The 21570-nt window shown below is 59.3% G+C and carries 15 protein-coding genes and 1 riboswitch; of the genes, 5 read left to right on the top strand and 10 right to left on the bottom strand.

All coding sequences use genetic code 11. The features are described from left to right. Positions 1–114: 114 nt before the first annotated feature. Positions 115–236: riboswitch (SAM riboswitch) on the bottom strand. A 101-nt stretch (positions 237–337) separates the two neighbouring features. Continuing rightward, positions 338–1141, top strand: a complete 804-nt coding sequence (locus tag PK789_RS04095) for a M23 family metallopeptidase (RefSeq protein WP_324307206.1) — start codon at positions 338–340, stop codon at positions 1139–1141. Positions 1142–1170: 29 nt separating this feature from the next. Here the strand turns inward: PK789_RS04095 and PK789_RS04100 are convergent, their stop codons facing one another. After that, positions 1171–3594, bottom strand: a complete 2424-nt coding sequence (locus PK789_RS04100; protein ID WP_324307207.1) for a serine/threonine-protein kinase — start codon at positions 3592–3594, stop codon at positions 1171–1173. 81 nt (positions 3595–3675) lie between these two features. Here PK789_RS04100 and PK789_RS04105 point away from each other — a divergent pair, with 81 nt between their 5' ends. Continuing rightward, positions 3676–5277 carry a peptide chain release factor 3 gene (locus tag PK789_RS04105; protein WP_324307209.1) on the top strand — a complete coding sequence of 534 codons (1602 nt, stop codon included), beginning with the start codon at positions 3676–3678 and terminating at the stop codon, positions 5275–5277. Between the two features lie 31 nt (positions 5278–5308). On the opposite strand, the gene PK789_RS04110 is transcribed toward PK789_RS04105, so the two are convergent. Further along, positions 5309–5737: a CBS domain-containing protein gene (locus PK789_RS04110; RefSeq protein ID WP_324307210.1), complete on the bottom strand. Its 429-nt coding sequence runs from the start codon at positions 5735–5737 to the stop codon at positions 5309–5311. Between the two features lie 81 nt (positions 5738–5818). Beyond that, positions 5819–6571, bottom strand: a complete 753-nt coding sequence (gene mtgA / locus PK789_RS04115; protein WP_324307211.1) for a monofunctional biosynthetic peptidoglycan transglycosylase — start codon at positions 6569–6571, stop codon at positions 5819–5821. Positions 6572–6686: 115 nt separating this feature from the next. On the opposite strand from mtgA, the gene hslO reads away from it, so the two are divergent. After that, positions 6687–7595 (top strand): Hsp33 family molecular chaperone HslO, encoded by a 909-nt coding sequence (gene hslO, locus PK789_RS04120; RefSeq protein WP_324307212.1) that lies wholly within the window; start codon positions 6687–6689, stop codon positions 7593–7595. A 143-nt stretch (positions 7596–7738) separates the two neighbouring features. After that, positions 7739–8605, top strand: coding sequence for an XOO1806 family protein (locus PK789_RS04125; RefSeq protein WP_324307213.1), 867 nt, complete (start codon positions 7739–7741; stop codon positions 8603–8605). Positions 8606–8692: 87 nt separating this feature from the next. On the opposite strand, the gene PK789_RS04130 is transcribed toward PK789_RS04125, so the two are convergent. The 7 genes from PK789_RS04130 to PK789_RS04160 all read right to left on the bottom strand — a co-directional run bounded on the left by PK789_RS04130 (position 8693) and on the right by PK789_RS04160 (position 20041). Beyond that, positions 8693–9583 carry a DUF4097 family beta strand repeat-containing protein gene (locus tag PK789_RS04130; RefSeq protein WP_324307215.1) on the bottom strand — a complete coding sequence of 297 codons (891 nt, stop codon included), beginning with the start codon at positions 9581–9583 and terminating at the stop codon, positions 8693–8695. Between the two features lie 11 nt (positions 9584–9594). Then, entirely contained in the window at positions 9595–10098 is a 504-nt protein-coding gene (locus PK789_RS04135; protein WP_324307217.1) for a hypothetical protein, read from the bottom strand. After that, on the bottom strand, positions 10095–10670 hold the full coding sequence (locus tag PK789_RS04140) for an RNA polymerase sigma factor (protein ID WP_503011892.1): 576 nt from the start codon (positions 10668–10670) through the stop codon (positions 10095–10097). The genes PK789_RS04135 and PK789_RS04140 overlap by 4 nt, the downstream gene beginning before the upstream one ends. 158 nt (positions 10671–10828) lie before the next feature. Further along, on the bottom strand, positions 10829–13906 hold the full coding sequence (locus PK789_RS04145) for a TonB-dependent receptor (RefSeq protein ID WP_324307220.1): 3078 nt from the start codon (positions 13904–13906) through the stop codon (positions 10829–10831). Between the two features lie 310 nt (positions 13907–14216). After that, positions 14217–17294, bottom strand: a complete 3078-nt coding sequence (locus PK789_RS04150; RefSeq protein ID WP_324307221.1) for a TonB-dependent receptor domain-containing protein — start codon at positions 17292–17294, stop codon at positions 14217–14219. 311 nt (positions 17295–17605) lie between these two features. Next, on the bottom strand, positions 17606–19357 hold the full coding sequence (locus PK789_RS04155; RefSeq protein ID WP_324307222.1) for a phosphoenolpyruvate carboxykinase (GTP): 1752 nt from the start codon (positions 19355–19357) through the stop codon (positions 17606–17608). A 93-nt stretch (positions 19358–19450) separates the two neighbouring features. Continuing rightward, positions 19451–20041, bottom strand: a complete 591-nt coding sequence (locus tag PK789_RS04160; RefSeq protein WP_503011889.1) for a TetR/AcrR family transcriptional regulator — start codon at positions 20039–20041, stop codon at positions 19451–19453. A 163-nt stretch (positions 20042–20204) separates the two neighbouring features. On the opposite strand from PK789_RS04160, the gene PK789_RS04165 reads away from it, so the two are divergent. After that, positions 20205–21570 (top strand): acyl-CoA dehydrogenase (locus PK789_RS04165; RefSeq protein WP_324307224.1); only part of this gene is annotated, 1366 nt, incomplete at its 3' end.

Raw genomic sequence — 21570 nt, forward strand, 5'->3', positions numbered from 1 at the left:
AGGCACGGCAAGAGGCACGGCAAGACTCCGGAGATGGGCGGCCCATCAGCGTCGTGCGGGGGTGCTGGAAGAAGACCGACAAGTCGGCGTCGCGAGCCGCGCAGCGCGGGGTCGCAACCATCTTCCGGCAGACGCACAGGTCCCCGCAGGATTTGGCACCTCGCCAACGTGCTTGCGCACGCCGTCTGGTTGCCCCGGCATCAAAGGGCCTGTCCCTCCGCCGGTCTTGATGGATGCACGCAGTGTGGGCATTCCCTTTCGTTATGTCAATCGCTTAATCCGGATGAAGCGATTCAAATAACAAAATATTATGGTCGCGCTTGGGCATACTGTCGGCATGCGGTCACTCTTAACCCTGAGTATTGTCGGCGTGTGCGCACTTGCTGTGGCCCGCAGCACGGCCGCGCAATCTTCGTCAACCCCGTCCATCCACACCGACGCGATTGCGCATCTGCGCTTGCAAGCCAGCAGCGGCGGCTACGTTGCGTGGGCCGACAATTTGCTGCCCGGGCCGATTGAAGTGCGCCTGGATAGCACGGCGCAACCGCCCCCCCCCAGCCAACCTGCATTACCCGCACGCGCAAGCGTGGCCGCCGAAGACAGCAGTCTGTTGGCATTTTTGCCCACCCCAGCCGGCCACGGCGGCACGCTGGCGCTGCGTTTGACGGCAACCCCCGGCAGCTCCAACGCGCGTCCAAAAGATGTGTTGTACCTACGCCCACTGGCGCAGGCCGATGCCCCCATCGAGCAAGGGTTTGAAGGCCAGTTCAGCCATCAGGATGTGGAAAATCGCTACGCGCTGGATTTTGCAGTCCCCATCGGCACCCCGGTACTGGCCGCGCGCGCTGGCATCGTGATGCAAGTGCAAACCCAGTTTCACGGGCATGGCTTGGATGCTGCGCACGATGCCGGCCGCGCCAATTTCATCCGCATCTTGCACGCCGACGGCAGCATGGCGGTGTACGCGCATCTGGCCGAACACGGCGCGCTGGTGCGGCAGGGCCAGCCGGTCGAAACCGGCCAGCGCATCGGCCTGTCTGGCAATACCGGTTACAGCACCGCGCCGCATCTGCATTTTGCAGTGCAGGTCAATCGAGGCGGGCAGCTGACCTCGATCCCGTTTCGCTTGGCCAAGCCATAACACCAAGCCGTAACGCCACGCCATAACACTCAGGGCTGTGTCGATGCCGGCGTTTGCAAGGCCCGCGCCTGCGCGGTCATCCCCAGCCGCGCATACACAGCGGCCAAGCGCGTGGCCGCCGTGCGGGTGCGCGCGTGGTCGGCACCAAAGCGCGCTTGCAGACGTGTGTGGCTGTCTTCCAGCACCCGTCGCGCGTCCTCCAAGCGGCCGAGTTTGGCTAAACATTCGCCACGATTGCTGGCAAAAATCGCCGCAAACGGATGCTCGGCGCCCAGTCGTTTTTGTACTTGCGCCAACAACGTGTCGAACTCCACCAACGCATCGGCATAACGTCCGCGCTTCATCAACAGCATGCCTAAATTGTTGCGCGGCGCGTAGGTGTCCGGCGCACCCGGCCCACCCAAACGCTCTTGGGTGGCCAGCAAACCACGCAGCAGGCGTTCGGCACCGTCCAGATCACCCTGATCTTCCAGCCCATAGGCCAACACGCTACGCGCTACCAGCGCCTTGGCATCACCCTCGGGCCGGTTGCTATCAAACCAAGCGCTGGCACGCTGCACCATCGGCACGCCTTCGGCAGGCTTGCCATGTTCGATCAAGAACGAGCCCAAATTGAATTGGCTCATCACCGTTGAAGGGTGGCTTTCGCCCAACACCGCCACCCGCCCCGTTGCAGCACGTCGAAACGCCGCTTCGGCAGCGTCGGCATGGCCTAATTTATTTTCCACGATGCCCAGCTGATTCCACGCATACAGCGTTTGTGGATGCTTGCTTCCCAGCACGCGCTCGTGGCGTACCGTGGTATCGCCCATCACCTCGCGGGCACCGTTGTAATCACCATCCAATTGCAGGGCCGAGGCCAATTGCAACTGCAAACCCAGTGTGCGCTGGGCATCGACACCCAGCACTTGCCGCGCTTGCGGCAATAACGTGCGCAATGTGGCAACCGCATCTTTTTGATGCCCGCTCTCGCGTTGCAGTTCGGCAGTGGATTCATCCACGGCGATGCGCAAGCCGGGTGCCAGCGCGGCCCGACGTGCACGCAACGCTGTCAGTTCTTTGTCTGCGCCGGGGTAGTCGCCCGCCAGGATCGCGCTGCGCGCACGCCCCACCAACAATTCGTCACGCAAGCCCGGCGCAAGCCCGTCCTCCGCCAAGGCGGCAGCAAACACCGCCCGTGAACGCGCACCATCGCCCAAACCCAACCACGTCACCCCAAGGATTTGGCGCAGCCGTGCAATCGCACTGGCGGGCAATTGCGCACTATCCAAATCGGCGGCGGCCACATCCAAAATGTCGCGCACACGCAAGTCGCGGCCCTGTGCTTGTTCGGGGTCGGCAGCGGTCAACATGCGCTCCATAAAGCCGTTGACTGCGGTCAATTCATTGGTTCGCGCCTGTGCCTGCGCCAATGCGGTGCGCGCGCGCTGCGCCGCCAAGGTGCTGATGACGGTGGCGCTGACCAAGGCCACAAACACCATCGCCACTGCCGCGCTCAAGGTGCGATTGCGGCGAATGAAGCGCCCACTGCGGTAGCTCCACGTAGGCGCACGCGCACGGATTGGGCGCGCGTCAAGAATCGCTTCCAAGTCTTCTGCAAATGCGGCGGCACTGTCGTAACGCTGTGCCGGCTCGGATGCCAGCGCCTTCATCACCACCAGATTGATATCGCCACGCGCGCTGCGATTGATGTTTTCCAGCGGCTCGGGGTTGCCACGGCGCACGATGTCCAAGGCTTCAAACAAGGTCGAGGTGGACAGGCGCGGATGCGGCAACTGCCCGGACAGCAATTCGTACCCCATTGCGCCTAGCGCGTACACATCGCTACGTGCATCCACATCGCGCGCATTGCCGGCCAATTGCTCCGGGCTCATGTAAGGCAAGGTGCCCATCACTTGCCCGGCTTGGGTCATCTGGCCGCCGTCTTCGCCATGCAAACGGGCGATACCGAAATCCAAAATCTTCGGCTGCCCGTGTTCATCCACCAGCACATTGGAGGGCTTCAAGTCGCGGTGCACGATGCCGCGTCGATGCGCGTAATCCACCGCCCGCGCCAGCTTGGCCAGCAGCGCAATGCGTGTGCGCAGATCCGGGTGCGCATGCTTGATGTAGTCATGCAGATCCGGGCCGCGCACCACTTCCAGCGCAAACCACGGCGACGCCAGCCCACCCACCACATCTTCGCCAGCCGCGTATAGCCGCACGATGCCGGGGTGTTCCAGTTGGCCCAGCAAATCAATTTCACGATGAAAGCGTTCCAACGCCGTACGCGATAGCCCGCGCATCACCTTCAGCGCCACCTCGCGCGGCGGGTGATTTTCGCGGGCCAGATACACCCGCCCCATCGCGCCTTCACCCAACAGGCCCACCACGCGATACGGCCCAATCGCTGCCGGCAGGCTGGCCGCAGTCTGCTGCGCATCGTCCAGCGCGTGGGTTGGCGTGTCATCCATCCGTTAGGGTTCCCCAAGCTGCCCCTGCAACGCGCAGCGGCAAGGCTGCGGTCATCCTGCCCGCGCCGGTATAATTGCGCAATGTCAGAAGTCGCCTCAGAAGCTGCGCGCCGCCGCACATTCGCCATCATTTCCCACCCCGACGCCGGCAAGACCACGCTGACGGAGAAACTCCTGTTGTTCGGGGGTGCCATTCAGATGGCCGGCTCGGTCAAGGGCCGCAAGGCCGCGCGCCACGCGACGTCCGACTGGATGGCGCTGGAGAAGGAGCGCGGGATCTCGGTCACCAGCTCGGTGATGCAGTTCCCCTACGAGGGCCGCATCGTCAACCTGCTGGACACCCCCGGCCACGCCGACTTCGGCGAAGACACCTATCGCGTGCTCACCGCCGTCGACAGCGCGCTGATGGTGATCGACGTGGCCAAGGGCGTGGAGGAGCGCACCATCAAGCTGATGGAAGTCTGCCGCCTGCGCGATACCCCGATCATGACCTTCGTCAACAAACTCGACCGCGAGGGCAAGGACCCGATCGAGCTGCTGGACGAAATCGAATCGGTGCTGGGCATCCAGTGCGCGCCCGTCACCTGGCCGATCGGCATGGGCAAGCGCCTGAAGGGCGTGGTGCATCTGGTCTCCGGCGAGGTGCATCTGTACGAGCCGGGCCGCAACTTCACCCGCCAGGATTCCACCATTTTTCCATCGCTGGACGATCCGGGCGTGCTCGCCGCCATCGGCCAAGAGTTGCTCACGGAAGTGCGCGAGCAATTGGAGCTGGTGCAAGGCGCCTCGCACCCGTTCGACCAAGCCGACTATCTGGCCGGCAAGCAATCGCCGGTGTTTTTTGGTTCCGGTGTGAATAATTTTGGCGTGCAACCGCTGCTGGATTTCTTCGTCGAATACGCACCCTCGCCGCGCGCGCGCGCCACCACCAGCCGTGACGTGGCCGCCAGCGAGGACAAGCTGACCGGCTTCGTGTTCAAGATCCAAGCCAACATGGATCCGATGCACCGTGACCGCGTGGCCTTCATGCGCGTGTGCTCGGGCAAGTTCGAGGCCGGGATGAAAGCCTTCCATGTGCGCAGCGGCAAGGACGTGAAACTCGCCAACGCACTGACCTTCATGGCCAGCGACCGTGAGATCGCCGAAAGCGCGTTCCCGGGCGATGTGATCGGCATCCACAACCACGGCACCATTTCCATCGGTGACACCTTCAGCGAAGGCGAAAAACTTTCCTTCACCGGCATCCCCTCGTTCGCGCCCGAGCTGTTCCGCCGCGCGCGCCTGCGTGACCCTCTGAAACTCAAACAATTGCAAAAAGGCCTGGAGCAATTGAGTGAAGAGGGCGCCACCCAGTTTTTCAAACCGCTGATGAGCAACGACTTGATCCTTGGCGCAGTGGGTGTACTGCAGTTCGATGTGGCCGCCTACCGGCTGAAGGACGAATACAGCGTGGAAGCCGCATTCGAACAGGTGCAAGTGGCCACCGCCCGCTGGATCCGCTGCAATGATGCCAAGAAGCTGGAAGAATTCCGCGAGAAAAACGCCATGAACCTCGCCATCGACGCCGCTGGCGCGCTGGTCTATCTGGCCCCCAGCCGGGTCAACCTGCAACTGGCGCAGGAACGCGCGCCAGCGGTGGATTTTTTAGCCACCCGCGAGCATGCGCAGGTGGCGCTGGGGTAAGGTTTTTGCCCCCTGTGCAGGGGGCGTTGCATCACGACGCGATATACCGCTGCAACTGGTCGATATCCTGCCGCTGCATTTCGATCACCGCCTTGACCAAGTCGCCAATCGACAACACCCCGATCACATTGCTGCCCTCCAGCACCGGCAAATGGCGGATGCGACTATCCGTCATCAGCGCCATACAGTGCTCGGTGCTATCACCCGGGGTCACTGTTTTGACATCGGCCGTCATGATGTCGCGGATCGGGGTTTCCCGCGACGAGCGCCCTTTCAGCACGATTTTGCGGGCGTAGTCACGCTCGGACAAAATGCCCACCAAGCGCGGCCCTTCCATCACCAGCAGCGCACCCACGCCGCGCTCGCCCATTAGACGAATGCCGTCATACACCGGGGCATCCGGGCCGATGGCGATGATTTCAGCCGATTTCGCATCCAGAAGTTGACGTACCGTGCGCATGGCAAACTCCATCATAGAACTGTGCGGAATGCGTTCCGAGCATACTTCCGATTACGCGCCACTGCACCCATGGCGCGCTGTCTAATCCAACGATTTCAGATACCCCACGCCACCCATCGCACCCATCTGCCGCAAGATCGCCTGTGACCGCTTGTGCACATAAGCCCCCGGGTGCGCCGCGTTATAGCGTTTGGGGCTGGGCAAGACTGCCGCCAGCTTGGCCGCCTCCATCGCACTCAACGCGGCCGCATCCTTGCCGAAAAATTGCCGCGCCGCCGCCTGCGCGCCATACACGCCATCGCCAAATTCAGCGATGTTGACGTACATCTCCAAAATCCGCCGTTTTGGCCATAGCGTTTCGATCAATGCCGTGTACCAAACTTCCAAGCCCTTGCGCAGCCAACGGGTTGGCCCCACACCCTGCCACAAGAATAGATTCTTGGCGGTCTGCTGGCTGATGGTGCTGGCCCCACGCAAACGCTTGACGGGAGTGCCGCGCTTTTCCGCACGCGCGATCATTTTTTCGTTGTGTGCCTGCGCTTTTTCGATGGCGTTGAAATCAAACCCATGATGGCTTGCAAAATTTTGGTCTTCCGAAGCCACCACCGCCAGCGGCAAGGTGGTGGCAATCATGCGCAGACTGCGAAATTCGTAATGCACCCGAAACCCCGGGTTGCCCGACACCGCCGCATCCAACCAACGCGCCAGCATGAACGGCGTGGCCGGCGGATCCACGAAACGCAGCAGCAACACCTGGCTCACACTGACCAACACAAACAACAGCGGCAACTTCCACCACCAGCCGCGCAGCCGCGCACGCCATGCCCCCGTCATCACGCGCACCCACCTTGCGTTTGCCACCCACGCGCCCCATTACTTTGCATACTCATTCCCCCTTATTCATCGTTGCGTGCATTATCCGCGTGCAAGGTGTCTTCACGGTAATCCCATGCCTCAAACCCACGATACGCAACTGCGCTTCCTCCTCCCCACCGCCGGTGTGCGCGGGGTCGCCGTGCATTTGGATGCCAGTTGGCAGGCCATCGCCGGGCGCGCCGCCTACCCGGCCAACGTCGCCGCGTTGTTGGGCGAAGCCGCCGCCGCCGCCGCATTATTCACCGGCCACACCAAGGTGGCCGGGCGCTTGTCCGTGCAGCTGCGCAGCAATGGGCCCATCAGCACCCTGTTTGCCGAATGCACTGCTGCCGGCACCTTGCGCGGCATCGTGCGCCTGCGCGACGACAACGCCGATACCACACTGACGATTGGTGATTTGCGTGCACTCGGCAGCGACACTGTCTTGGCGATCACCATTGAAAACCCGGCGTTGGGTAATGCCGAGCCGATGCGTTATCAAGGCTTGGTTGCACTGGAATCGGCGCGCTTGGATGCCGCGTTTGAAACGTATTTTCAGCAATCCGAACAGCTCCCCAGCCGCCTTTTGCTGGCCTGCGATGGCCAACGCGCGGCTGGCCTGTTGCTGCAAAAGCTGCCGGGCGAAGACGGCGATGAAGACGGTTTTCGACGGATTAGCGCCTTGTTTGACACGCTGGGCCGCGACGAACTATTAGCGCTACCCCCGGCCGAGACGGTTCACCGCCTGTTCCACGAAGAAGCCCCGCAGCTATTGCGTGAAACCCCGCTGACGTTTGCCTGCTCGTGCTCACGCGAGCGCGTGGAAGCCATGCTGGTGTCACTGGGACGCAGCGAGGCGGATGCCGCTGTCGTAGCAGGTGACGGGCAGGCCAAAGTGCAATGCGAGTTTTGCGGGCAAGCCTATTTTTTTGATGCCGGCCAGATTTCTCACCTGTTTGTACTCTCGGACAGTGCACATTCGGCCGCGCCCGGCGTACAGTGAAACGGTGCCTTTAGCAGCACACTGATCGCAGGCACCCCACACGCGGTCATTTCACTGTATTGTTAAATAAACATAAATTCGCTACAGTTGACACCCCGCATCTGCGGGAACTTTCACCATTTTGGTAGGTCTGACCCGGTTCCATGAAGCTACGCCTGCTCTCCGTTGCTGCTGCGGTCTTTGCGCTGGCCTTTGCCAGCGGCAATACGCGTGCGCAAACAAAAGCAGGCAAGCGCAGCGACGCCAAAATGGTGCCGGTTCTGAACAAAAGCAGCGGCAAACTAGAAGCGGTATTGATGCTGGAACCGGCCACCATCACCGGCGGCAACCGTGCACGCTGGCGGTTTGGCAATACCACCTTGGAAGCCACCTACGGCTTGCAAACCGGGGATTCGCTGGCATTGCTGTGTGATCGGCGCGGCGGCATGGCTCCGGCGATTGGTCAGTTGGCCAGTAATTGCGTATTGGCCTCGCTCGAGGACAAGCCCGGTAGTATCAGCCGGCATGCCAGCGCGGGCGTGGCCCTGAGCCGCGACGGCAGCAAGCTGGGCGTTACCGCAGGCAAGGGGCGCGACGTGTTGCCAGCTTGGTTGGCCCCCGGCCAGCTGGGTGGTGCCCGTTATACTCAGAATGATTTTTCCCTGTTCGCCGAAAAGAATGTTGGTGCCGAAGGATTTGTCAGCGTTGGCGGCACTGTTGCCCGTGCACGTCTGGTGCCGGCCGCCGATGTTCCGCAGCTTGCCGATCAATGGAACACCCGCAGTCTGAGTTTTGGCGGCGGTTACGGCAATTTCGGCGCCAGTATCGTTGGCCGCGTGGTCAATGTGCCCGGCGAGAGTGCGGTCTGGAAAGGCCTAGGCTTGGGTCTGACGTGGCGTACCCCGTGGAATGGCCAACTCAGCGTGGGTGCCGACAACGTGGTGACCCGCGGCAAAAATCCGTTTTCACTCAAAGGCGCAGAAAGCGACGAGGGCACGGTGCCCTATGTGCGCTACCAGCAAGACCTCTGAACCACTCTCTCTGATCGGCGTCATGCGCCGGTATCGATGAAAGGCCGCATTTCGATGCGGCCTTTGTATTTCCAGCGCGGCTGGATGTCAGGGCATGGTCAAACGCGCATCCCCTGAAAACGTCTGCATCCGGATATTCCCTTTCCCCGCACCATAGCTGGCGCGGAAACTGGAGCCGGGGCCAAATTCCTCCTTGCGGATTTTCGCACCCGGCGCACTGAGATCGCCGCTGAAACTCTCGCCTGCTACCTGCGCCGACAGGTTGGCCGGCAGGCGCAGGCGCAAATCACCACTGACGCTTTCCATTCGGATTTCACCGTCCTCGGCCAGCGCCATCTCCACCGCCATATCACCCGATACGGTATCCGCAGAAAACTTACGCACACGCTCACCCAATGTGTTCAAGCGGATGTCGCCAGACACGCTTTCCAGCGCGATTTCACCATTCAAGCGCCCCTGCGTGATCAAATTGCCGCTCACGGTTTCCACCCGCAAGCGCGGGCTGTTGATCGCCAACTGGATATCCCCGCTGACGCTACTGATCTTGCCGCGCCCGGGGGCCCCATTGGCAGTGATATCGCCACTGACCGACTGCACCTCAAGCACACGCGAGGCCACCCCAGAAATAGTGATATCCGCAGACACCGTGTTCACTTCCAGATCAGCCAATAACGGCACCTGCAGCACCAGCTGGGTGGGTTCGACGCTGCGACCGCGCGTCGGATTTTGCACCTTGATCCGCAGCACCCGGTTATCGCCCTCTACCGAAAGCTTTTCCACCCCGTTACCTAAATTGCCGCGCAACTGTACTTCAGGACGGTTCCAGGCAACCACCTCGACCCGGCCTTTCAAATTGTCTACCTCCACACGCCCACGCGGATCCAGCGGGCGGGTTTGGTTGATGGGGGTTCCGGCAAACACCGGCAAGGCCGCCAGCAGGGTCAGCACCATCAAGGCAGATTGAACTTGCTTATGCATGGAATACTCCTTCAAACGAACAATGCGCGTCGCGATAGCGCGATCTTGCGAAGATAGATTTGCCGCAGCTGCCCCAGCAGCAACGATGAATCCGGGTGTTGCCGCAGCGCAGCCTGAATCTGTGCCGCACCTTGATCAAGGGCCTGCAAGCCAGGCTGCCAACTTGCAGATACCGCATGATCGTCGACTGCGCGTAGCGCCGCCTGCGAACGTACTTCCAGCGTTTGCGCCACTGCCGGCAATGCATCCTGCGGCGTTGATGGGGTGGTAAGACTTGCGACATCCACCGGACGTACCGCGGTGGGCGCACCCTGCCCCAGCAGACCTACCGCCAGTGCTAACGACGCGGCCATGGCCCATGGCCAGACCCGCCAGCGCGGGGCAAGCGTGACTGCCTGCGGCTGCAAGCGCGCTGCGATGCCTGGCCACAAATCGTGGCCAGGCGTGATCTCCCGGCGCAAACCACGCAGCGCAAGCCGCAGCTCGGCATCACCTCGATGCGGGTACTCAGTCATGTCATCACTCCCATTCGCTCACGCAACAGCCCACGCGCACGATGCAACTGCGCCTTCGAGCTACCCACCGCCATGCCTAATTCCACGGCGATTTCTTCGTGCTTCCAACCTTCCACGTCATGCAGAATCAACACTGCGCGTGCGCGCGGCGGCAAGGTTGCCACCGCTTGTTCCAAGTCGCGGCCCAGCATCGCCTGCCCCGCCGTGTCCGGGGTTCCTGCATATTCCAGCGCGTCATCGTCTTGCTGCCACGGCCGGCTGCGCCGTGCGCGCAACTCCATCAACGCCGTGTTGACCGCCATACGATGCAGCCACGTGGAAACGGCACTCTCAAAACGAAACGATGGCAACGCCTGCCACGCCCGCACAAATGCCTCTTGCGTCAAATCTTCCGCCCGCGCCCCCGCCTGCCCCACCAAACGCACAATGACACCGTGCACCCGCCGATGGTGGCGACGATACAACAGCTCAAACGCCCGCATATCCGCAGACGCCGCCCGCTGTGCCAACGCGGCGTCGTCAGCAGCGGCGTCAACGGTTTCGGGCATTGGCGGTAGTGGCAGGGTTTGCATCAGCATGGTGAGTGTGATGCCTAGGCCGGCGATTTGGTTTAAACGTGTTGCGCATAGGTCCCTGACATGGAATTTAGACGATCACCCCAAAATACACCCAATAAAAAACCGGCCCCTTACGGGGCCGGCTTCAATACGACAGTCATCCAGGAACGAGATTAGAAGTCGTAACGTGCGGTGAAACGGACAGAACGCGGATCGGTGTAGTACAGCACGCGGTTGTAACTGGAGCTCATCTGCGTACGGCTACCCGCATAACGATCGTAGTAGGCACTCGGGGTCTGCGTGTTGAACAGATTCAGAACATCCATTGCAACGCTCAAGCCCTTCAGCCAGTTCGGCTTATATGTAACATTGACATTGAAGGTTGCAGTCCACGGCGTCTCACCGGCTGTACCGCGCGGCGAGAAGTAATAGCTCGAGCTCTCAGGTGCTGCATTTGCAGGATTATTGGATGCAGAGGCTGCACCCGGCAAGCCGCAGTAGTAGTAATAAGCACCGTTATACAAGCCAGCCTTCGCATAGGGCCAATAGCTGGTGCAGCTACGCGGGCGACCGCTCTGGACGATGGCAGAACCACCCACGGACCATTCGTCGCTCAACTTGATCGAGCCAAACGCTTTGATCTGATGTGTACGGTTGTTCGGCAGGGAGCCATTGGCACCGATCATCAGCTCCAGCAAGTCCCAGTCTTGAGAGGTCGAAACGTCTGACTGACCACCATTACCAGTATCAACCGAGGAGTTCAATTGCCCTTCGGTGTTACCCCAGTTGTGCGACAGGGTGTACTGCACCTTGCCGTACAGCTTGCCATCGTTGAATTCGACATAGGTATCAAGAGCTGCGTACTTACGCTTGAGGCCCGGCAAACCCAGCTGTGCTGCGGTGAAGTCTTGACGCTTCAGACTACCATCGGGCTGTTCAATCCAGAAACTATTGCCTTGACCTGGATTCATGATGAAGCAGCTCCCGCCCAAGCCGGGGGGACAGCTATCGTCAATCGCGCTCTTCAGTTCGCGATAAGTGACCTTGGCACCCCAAGTCAGGGTGTCGTTCAACACTTGGTCCATGCCCACCAAATATTCATCTTGGTAATGTGCTTTTAGACCAATGGATGAAACGACACGCGGATCAGGTGCGATGCCACATTCGATGTTCGACGAGATGCCGCCATTTGGGCAAGCATACGTTTGACTGGTCAGCGGAATCGCATTCAGGCCCGACGGGGTACCATCTGCGTTGATGCCAGTGTAGGTAAAGTACTGCTGGGTGATCAAGCTGCCGTTTGCGCCGCGAATGGCAACGTTATTCGGCATCGCCAAGTGGTAACGACCAGCATTACCATAAACTTTCAGGCTGGAGTCACCCTTGACGTCCCAAGAAAAGCCCAGACGCGGCGCCCAATTGTTCTTCTGGGAGACATAGACAATTCCGTCACCATTGTAGTTGTCGAAGCCATCGTTACGCACACCGAGCGACAACAACAGGTTATCTGTCACCTGCCAGCGGTCTTCAATGTAATAGGCGTTCTGCACAGTGCGCACATTGCCGCCTGAAGTGCTGTAGTTCTTCGACACATAGTAACCAGCCGAACCTAAGCCGCCGCCGCTTGCCGGCGAACCAACGCCGTGACCAGCATCGATCGCCGAGCCCGGAGTACCAAAGCCATAGGACCAGTAATACCCTGGGCCAGAATAACCGGACCAACGATAGGCAGATGCTTCGAAATGATCCAAACCAGCACGTAGCTCATGCTTGCCCAAATTATAGATCACGTCAAAACGGTAACCCTTGGTCTTATCAAATGTGGGCACGCCTACGCTTGAATATTTCTGGGCACTCTTTGTGCCAGCAAATGCAGCTGGGATGTTGGCATCGGCAATGCTGACATAAGTTTTGCTTGAATCGTAATCCGAGAACACAGACGGCAGATGGTCAATTTTCTGCTCGCCGTACATGGCCTTGATGGTCAGATTCTCACCAAAATAGCCCGTGTAGTTGCCAATATACAGGCGCGCCTTGTCTTCCGTGGTGCCGTTGATCGCCACATTATTGTCATGTGTGAGGTTGGCGTAGTTGAACCCGGAATAGGCGTATTCGTACTTCGTGTTGTCCTGCACCGCAGTGAATTCGAGGACATGATTGTCGGTGATGTTCCAGTCCACCTTCGCCGTCCATCGCGGATAGGTGTAGGTGTAATCATTCCAACCTTGGGCAGCCACGTTGGCCAGACGCGCATAGCGAACGCTATTGCCGTCGGTCTGCGAGCGTTCTGCATTGGCATAGATGAACAGACGATCCTTGACGATCGGGCCACTGGCCCACACGCCGTACTTCAGGTTTTCCGTCTTGTTCTCGCGGCGATATTGATACAGGGTACCGTCAGTCCAGTTTGCCGGGTTATTGGCGGCAGCGGTGTCGGTGTAGTGGTTGCTTGAACTCCAGTGGCCGGTATCCGGATACATGATGTTTTCCGGGGTGCCCTTCAAGGACTTCGGCGAGTAGATTGCATAAACGCCACCTTTCCACTCATTAGAACCGCGCTTGGTGATCAGGCTGATCACGCCACCAGTACTGCGACCATACTCTGCGCCATAGCCACCCAGCAACACTTGCTGCTGCGCAATCGAGTCAAAACCAAGCGTCGTTGCACCGATATTGGTCAGCGGATTGGTAACGGGGTAACCGTTGATGTAGTACGCGTTTTCGGAAGCAGCAGAACCGCCGAAGCTACCGACATTGGCAGACGAGCTGTTGTAAGACGTGGAGTTGATCACGCCCGGCGACAGCAATGCGACGGAATTGACGTCTTGCGGCACGGCGATCTGCTGCAGCTGCTGGGCAGTAAATACGGTTCGGCTATCGGTCTGCGAAACGTCAACACTCTGCAAACGGCTGCCGCTGACAACCACAGCACCCAAGGTGGTGGCATCGCCGCTAACAAAGTCAACCTGCGCACCGCCGGCAACCAAAACCGTGATGTCACGCGAGTCCGAACCGGACGTCACTTTGTAGTGACCAGCTGGCAATGCCGCAACACTGTACTTGCCGTTGGCATCAGCAGTGACATTACGCGTCAAACCGGTATCACTGACGATAGTGATTGCCTGGCCTGGTGCAGCTTTACCGAAGATGCTACCGGAAGTGCTCTGCGCCTGAATACCACCAGCGAAGCACAGCCCCAGAGCCACTGTTAGCGCGCTGCGCTTCAGACCCTTGGAAAAATTAGAAGCCATTGTGTAACCCCCATTGGGATGAAATTGACCGAAAATTAACAAGTCGCCCGGCCTAGGGCGGCCTGACTTGCCGACTATAGACCAATCAACAAATCCTTAACAAGCCCCTCACCTCGCATTCATGTTACATGGCGCGCATTCAGTTTCGCCCGCAACGGTAGCTGCCTGCGCAAGCCCGCATTGCCAGTGCCAAGTACTTCATCCGATTTGCCGCGCTTCTTGGCCTCCAACCTGCATGCGCAGCTACGTACAAAAAGCCGGCCCTCATTACGAGGGCCGGCCGAATTGCGACGCTAGAGACGCCTAGGACTTACCAGTCATAGGATGCACTGAACATCACATACCGCGGTGTTGAGTAGTTCAACGGCATGTTGTAGGTGTTCTGCACCGTATATCTGGGCAGACGAATGCCGCTGACACTGCTGTTGATGACCGTCGGATTGGTCTCGTTGAGCAGATTCAACACGTTCATGCTCAGTGCTAGCTTGTGGTCGGCAAAGGCTGGACGATAGGTCACGCCCACATCCAACCGATGCTGCCAGGGCAAGCGTGTTTTGCCCGGGGGCGATGGCTGACCGAAGCAGGTGTGGTAGGAGCCGCGATAGCCAATTGGGTCGGTCAGTGGGCCGCCGTTGGCACTGTAGTAGTCAAAGCAGCTGATGGGCGCGCCCGAGAGGATGGTCACATTGCCGCTGAACGCCCATTCCGGGGTCAATGCATAACTGCCACGCATCTTCAGTTGATGACGACGGTCATTGGCAAGATAGCCGTCCGCAAACATCATGATTTCCGCTGCGTCCCAGTTTTGGCTCAACGAGATGCCACTGTCATGCTCGCTACCACCCTGGCCAGTATCGGAATTGGCCGGCCCTTCGGTGTTGCCTTTGCTCTTGCTGTAGGTGTAGTCGATGCGAGCTTCCCACTTGCCATCGAAGGGGTGCTCCAAGAACAAATCAATCGCCGTGTAGGTGCGCTTCAACTTCGACGGCCAAGCCCAATCTGAAGGCGACATCGACAACGTGAAATAGCCATTCCCGGCAGCATTGATCAAGTTGAAGGTGTTGGTCGCATTGGGATTGCCCAACCAGCAGTATGTGTTGTACATCGCATCGACGTTGACCTTGCTTAAATTGCCATCGGCAGTCAGCTTGGCAACCATGCGGTCAGGGTCACAGAAATCGTCGATGGCGGATTTCAGGATGCGTGAGGTCAATTTGGCCCCGAAGGTCCAGTCCTTGGTCAACTGCATTTGCATGCCCAAGATGAACTCGTCTTGATATTCACTCTTCAGATTGGACGCCGCCACCGTGGCCGGATCTTTGGCTTGCCCAAATTCATGGTTGGCCGACACTTCACCCGCATCCGACTTGGTGCCATCGGCGGAACCGATCGGCGTCAAACCGGTGGGCACGCCATTGGCATCGAGGCCGGTGTAGTTGAAGTAGTGATCGGTGTAATAACCAGCAGCCGCGCCACGCACTGCGACCTCCATCGGCAACGCCAAGAAGTAGCGACCGGCATTCCCAAAAATCTTCAGGGTGGAATCGCCGCGCACATCCCAACTGAAGCCCAAGCGCGGCGCCCACTGGTTGCCGCTTTCCACAAAAGGCTTACCTGCCACGTTGTAGTTGGAGAACTTGTCGTTACGCAGACCCAGCGACAGCAGCAAACGGTCGGTCAGCTGCCAACGGTCTTCCACGTAGTACGCCTTCTGCTCCAGCGACATCGATGTCGATGTGGAGTAGATGATCTTGTCAACGTAATAATTGCCGTTCGGCTTACCAACGTTCAGTTCATCCGAAATATTCAAGCTTGGATCATCGGTATGCTGATAAGACCAGTAATCACCCACTTGGGTAGACCCTTCATTAGCGGCCCTGAACTTCATATTGTCGATACCGAAGGTCAGCGTATGGCTACCCAATACCCATTCCAGCTCGGCACGAAGGCCTTGCGTGTAATCGCGCGCATCCGTTACTGAAGGTGTGGATTGTGTGTTGTAAACACCTTTGCTGGGATCTGTGCCTGCTGGCCAGTAGGCCGGGTTTTGACTGGTCGCACCCGCTACGTAAGCCAAACTCAGAGGCGGAATACCGCCCTGCGACAAGTAACTCAGCCGTTGCTTGCCATAAGTTGCGCTAAACGTCAGGTTATCGGAGAGATAGCCCGTGTATTTGAGGATGGAGAATTCGTCATTCTCTTTCTCGAGCCCCGCTGGAGCTTTGAATGCCCCGGTGACATCGGAGCCGAAGTTGTAGTCATAGAGATTCGACTCGTACTGGTACTTGCGTGCCATGTACGTGTATTCAAGCAAATGATTGTCGGTGATGTTCCAGTTCAACTTTGCATAGATTTTGGGATCCTTTTCGTTGCGGTGTGCAATCGTTGCTGACGAAGACGTCGGGTTGCTATCCGACTTAGTATCTTGCTGCTCGATCGACACAAAACCAAACAAGCGATCCTGAATCAGCGGACCGCCAGCATACAAGCTATACGTGGTGTACCAGCTTTTGCCGTGGTTGCCGCGCGAATAAATTTTCCCGGGGAACGCTGCGTTTTGGTACATGTACTGATGGCCATCCAGCACCGGCAGGGTCTCATTGGGATAGAAGGTAGAGGGGGTATCCCCACGCATATCTTTCGGCAAGTAGACGACCTGGCCACCAAAATGCCATTCGTTGGTACCACTTTTACCGATTTGGCTGATCACGCCACCATCGGAACGACCATATTTGGCGCTATAGCCGCCGGTATAGGTTTCTTGCTGATCGATTGACCCGTACGGCAAGCTGTAGCCACCCACATTGGTGGTGGGCGTGCCGGCGTAGTAGCCGTTCATGTAGTAGGCGTTTTCACCTACGCTGGCACCACCGAAGGAAATCGGCACACCACCATGGTTGCTACCGAACTGGTAGGCGTTTCCCGCCACTGCGCCTGGGGCAAGCAGTGCTACGGCCTCGGCATTGCGGGCCAACGGCAGGCGGGATAGCTGTTGTGAGGTCAGCACCGTGCTCGTGGAAACCGCAGCCACATCGATGGGCGAAACGCTACTGCCGGTGACCGTCACGGTATCCAAGGTGGTAGTAGTGCCGCCGAAAGACACATTGCTATTGGAGCCAACGGTTACCACGATTTCGCGCTTGTTGGCACCAGCTGTGACGGTGTAGGTACCGATCGGCAGACTGCTGGCGTTATAGCGTCCGTTTGCATCGGCAGTGACTGTGCGGGTGAGACCACTGGTGTTACTGATGGTCACAGTAGAGCCGGCCGGCACTGTGCCGTAAATACCACCGGTGGTGCTTTGTGCCTGCACGCCACCGGCGAAACACATCGCCAGCGCAACAGTCAAGGCGCTTTTCTTTAAGCCTCTGGATAGGTTGGAAGCCATATTATTTTTAACCCCTCTTTGGGACGAAATTGCAGAATGAAGCAGCGGAAAACAGAATTGCCCGGCCTCGAAAAACCCGACCCCGCGACTCTATGCGGCCAACCTATTCTTAACAATCGCATTTGCGCATTCACAAACTAAAATTTTCATTACATTTTTGTAATTGCAGCGCAGCTGTTTATTTGCTAGGCACCAGCGTCAGCAATCAGCAAACAAGACGTTTTTACATGCGTCATTTCTCCCTACCAGATACAACAAGCCCCGGGCTTGCGCGCCGGGGCTTGGATGACACAACACGGCTGTGGGGCAACTCACCCCAACGCCCGTGCAATCCGCTGCTGTTCGTCTTTCAGCGCCTGCGGCAGGCGCGGGCCGTATTCGGCGAGGTAGTCGCCGATGCTGGCGAATTCGGCTTGCCAGCCGCTGTGATCGATGCCAAACAGCTTGCTGTGGGCTTCATCGCTGAGCGTTACGTCGGCTAGGTTGAGGTCGGCCTCGTGCGGGAGGTTGCCGATGGGGGTTTCTTGTACGCCGGCGACACCGTCCACGCGCTTGATCATCCACTCCAGTACGCGCAGGTTGTCGCCGAAGCCCGGCCACAGGAACTTGCCGTCGTCGCCTTTGCGGAACCAGTTGACGTGGAAGATCTTGGGCAGTGTTGCACCGACCTTGTCGAAGCTGAGCCAGTGCGCGAAGTAGTCAGCGAAGTTGTAGCCGCAGAACGGCTTCATCGCCATCGGGTCGCGGCGCATCACGCCGACCGCGCCGGTGGCGGCGGCGGTGGTTTCCGAGCCCATCGCCGCGCCGATCAGCACGCCGTGCGTCCAGTCGCGCGCTTCAAACACCAGTGGCACCAGCGAGGCGCGGCGACCACCAAACACGATTGCGGAAATCGGCACGCCGTGCGGGTCTTCGGCCATGTCCGAATAGCTGGGGCACTGCTTGGCGCTGACGGTGAAGCGGGAGTTGGGGTGCGCGGCTGGGCGCACGGCCGGGTCATACGGCTGGCCCTGCCAGTCGGTGACCGGGGCTTGCCCGTTATCCAGCCCTTCCCACCACGGTTGGTTGTCGGCGGTCACGCCCACATTGGTGAAGATGGTGTTGGATTGGATGCTGGCCAGCGCGTTGGGGTTGGATTTGCTTGATGTGCCGGGCGCAACACCGAAGAAGCCGGCTTCTGGGTTGATGGCGTACAGGCGGCCATCGGCACCGGGACGCATCCAGCAAATGTCATCGCCAATGGTCCACACTTTCCAGCCATCCTTCAGATAGCCTTCCGGCGGAATCAACATCGCAAGATTGGTCTTGCCACAGGCCGATGGAAACGCAGCGGCGATGTAGTGGGTGTCGCCTTGCGGGTTTTCGATGCCAAGAATCAGCATGTGTTCGGCCAACCAGCCTTCTTGACGCGCCTGATGACTGGCGATGCGCAGGGCGTGGCACTTCTTGCCCAGCAACGCATTGCCGCCATAGCCGGAACCGAAGGACTTGATGGTCAGCTCTTGCGGGAAGTGCATGATGAAGCGGCGGTTGGGGTCCAGCTCGCCGGTGGAATGCAAGCCCTTCACGAAGTGACCTTCGCGCTCGATGCGCGCCAGTGCCGGCGCGCCCATGCGGGTCATGATGCGCATATTGGCGACCACGTAGGGCGAATCGGTGATTTCCACACCGCAGCGCGACAAGGGCGAATCAATCGGGCCCATGCAATAGGGAATGACATACAGCGTGCGGCCACGCATGCAGCCGTCGAACAGTGCATCGATCTTGGCGTGCGCCTCGCCGGGGGCCATCCAATGATTGTTGGGGCCGGCGTCTTCGCGCTCGGGCGTGCAGACGAAGGTGAGATGCTCCACGCGCGCCACATCGTCGGGATGGGAGCGATGCAAGGTGCTGCCCGGATGGGTGTGCTGATTGAGTTCGATCAGGGTACCGTCAGCCAGCATGTGTGCCTTGAGCGCGGCGCTTTCGGCATCGCTGCCATCGCACCAGTGGATGGCATCGGGCTGGGTCAGCTGGGCGACATCGGCCACCCATTGGTTTAAAGCGTCAAGTTTGCTGGTCATTGGCGTAAGTTCCCGGCCCTTTGCGGGCTCGTTTATTGGATTGAAATCGTTTGCAAAAACGCGCCGAGCAATACCCAGCGCATCCGGCATTACTTAGGTGGCAGGAATGAGCGTGCTCATCATGTGATCGAGATAGCCATCGGCGGCCTCCACCGGCTTGCGGCTGCGGATATTGGCTTGCTCCAGTTGTAGAAAGCCGACATACACCGCATAGGTCATATGGGCACGGTGCAGCGCGTCTTTTTGATTGAGCCCGGCCTGCCGAAAAGATGCAAATAAAAAGCCGATGCGGCGCTCCAGTACATGCTCCAGCACGCGCTGCACCGCCGGGTGTTCGGCCCCTTTGAGGAGTTCGGAATAAATGATGTGGGTCTTGTTGTGCTGGGTGATCAGTTGAAACAACGCACGCAATCGCGCACTCGCATCTTTGATCGATTCCAGTGCGCCATAGGCATCTTGTTCATCTCGTTCCCAGCGATCCAAGGCCGCTTGCAGCAATGCATCGCGTGATGGGAAATGCCAGTAGAAGCTGCCCTTGGTGACTTTCAACCGGCGCGCAATGGGTTCCACCGCCACCGCAGCCACGCCAAATTCAGCCATTTGTGCCAAGGCTTCTTTCGTCCAATCATCGGCATTCAAGCGCTTGCCACGAAGTGCAGTTTCGGTCATTGGTCGTGCATCCATACGCCTGCGTCGGTACAAGTATGCTGAGTTTTCACTCTTTTTTGCGCATTGACAGGCAATCTACAGCGCCCATACTACAGCGTATGGTAGGCATTGCCAGATTGCACCGCAATGCCAAACCGCCCCACTGACCGCGCCCCAAGAGCCCAAAGTGAGCCCCACCATGAGCATCTTTCTGCCGATTCTTGCGCTATTTCTAGCTAGTGCGATTGCCGCCTATCACCGGCTGCGTCTCGCCGTTTGGGCTGCCATCAGCGCCTGCCTCCTGCTAGCGTGTGGCTTATTGGTGAGCAGCCCCACTGCCACCTTGGTCATCGCTGCTCTGACCGCTTTGGTGGCGGTGCCGTTGCTGATCCCGGCCATTCGCAAACCCTTGCTGACCGCACCGGCGTTGGGCTTTTTGCGCAAGGCATTACCGCCGCTGTCGCAGACCGAGCGGATTGCGCTGGAAACCGGCTCGGTGGGGTTTGAGGGCGATTTGTTCAGCGGCAAACCCGATTGGAACAAGCTGTTGGCCTATCCCAAGCCGCAGTTGAGTGCGGAAGAACAAGCCTTCCTCGATGGCCCGGTGGAAGCGCTGTGCCAGCAGATCAATGATTGGGAAATCACCCACGTCCACGCCGACCTGCCGCCACCGCTGTGGGATTTCATCAAGCAGAACAAATTTTTTGGGATGATCATCCCCAAGCAGTACGGCGGCTTGGGTTTCAGTGCGCTGGCCCACCATAAGGTGATCCAGAAGATCGCTTCGATCTCCAGCGTGGTCAGCGCCACCGTGGGCGTACCCAATTCGCTGGGCCCGGGCGAGCTGATCAACCATTACGGCACGCAGGAACAGAAAGACTATTACCTGCCACGCCTAGCCAGCGGCATCGAGGTGCCCTGCTTTGGCCTGACCGGGCCGTTTGCCGGCTCCGATGCCACTTCGATCCCGGACTTCGGCATCGTCTGCAAGGGCCAGTGGAATGGTGCCAATGTCCTGGGCATCAAGCTCACGTTCGACAAGCGCTATATCACCCTGGCCCCGGTCTCCACCCTGATCGGGCTGGCGTTCCGCATGTATGACCCGGACGCACTGCTGGGCGATACCCGCGATATCGGCATCACCTTGGCGCTGCTGCCGCGGGAAACCCCCGGGGTGGAAGTGGGGCGTCGCCACTTCCCGCTGAACTCGCCGTTCCAGAATGGCCCGATCCACGGCCGCGAGGTGTTCATTCCCTTGAGCCAGCTGATTGGTGGCGTGGACATGGCCGGCAAAGGCTGGAACATGCTCAACGAATGTCTGGCGGTGGGGCGCTCGATCACCCTGCCCTCCACCGCCAGCGGCGGTGCCAAAGCTGGCGCAGTGGTGACCGGCGCGTATGCGCGGATTCGCAAGCAGTTCGGGCTATCGGTAGGCCGCTTTGAAGGCGTGGAAGAAGCACTGGCACGGATTGGCGGCAAGGCCTATGCGATCAGCGCGTTGTCGCAAGCCACGGCGGCGGCGGTGGACCGTGGCGATGTGCCGTCGGTGCCGTCGGCGATTGCCA

It is taken from the genome of Thermomonas sp. (assembly GCF_035369645.1).
GTDB lineage: Bacteria > Pseudomonadota > Gammaproteobacteria > Xanthomonadales > Xanthomonadaceae > Thermomonas.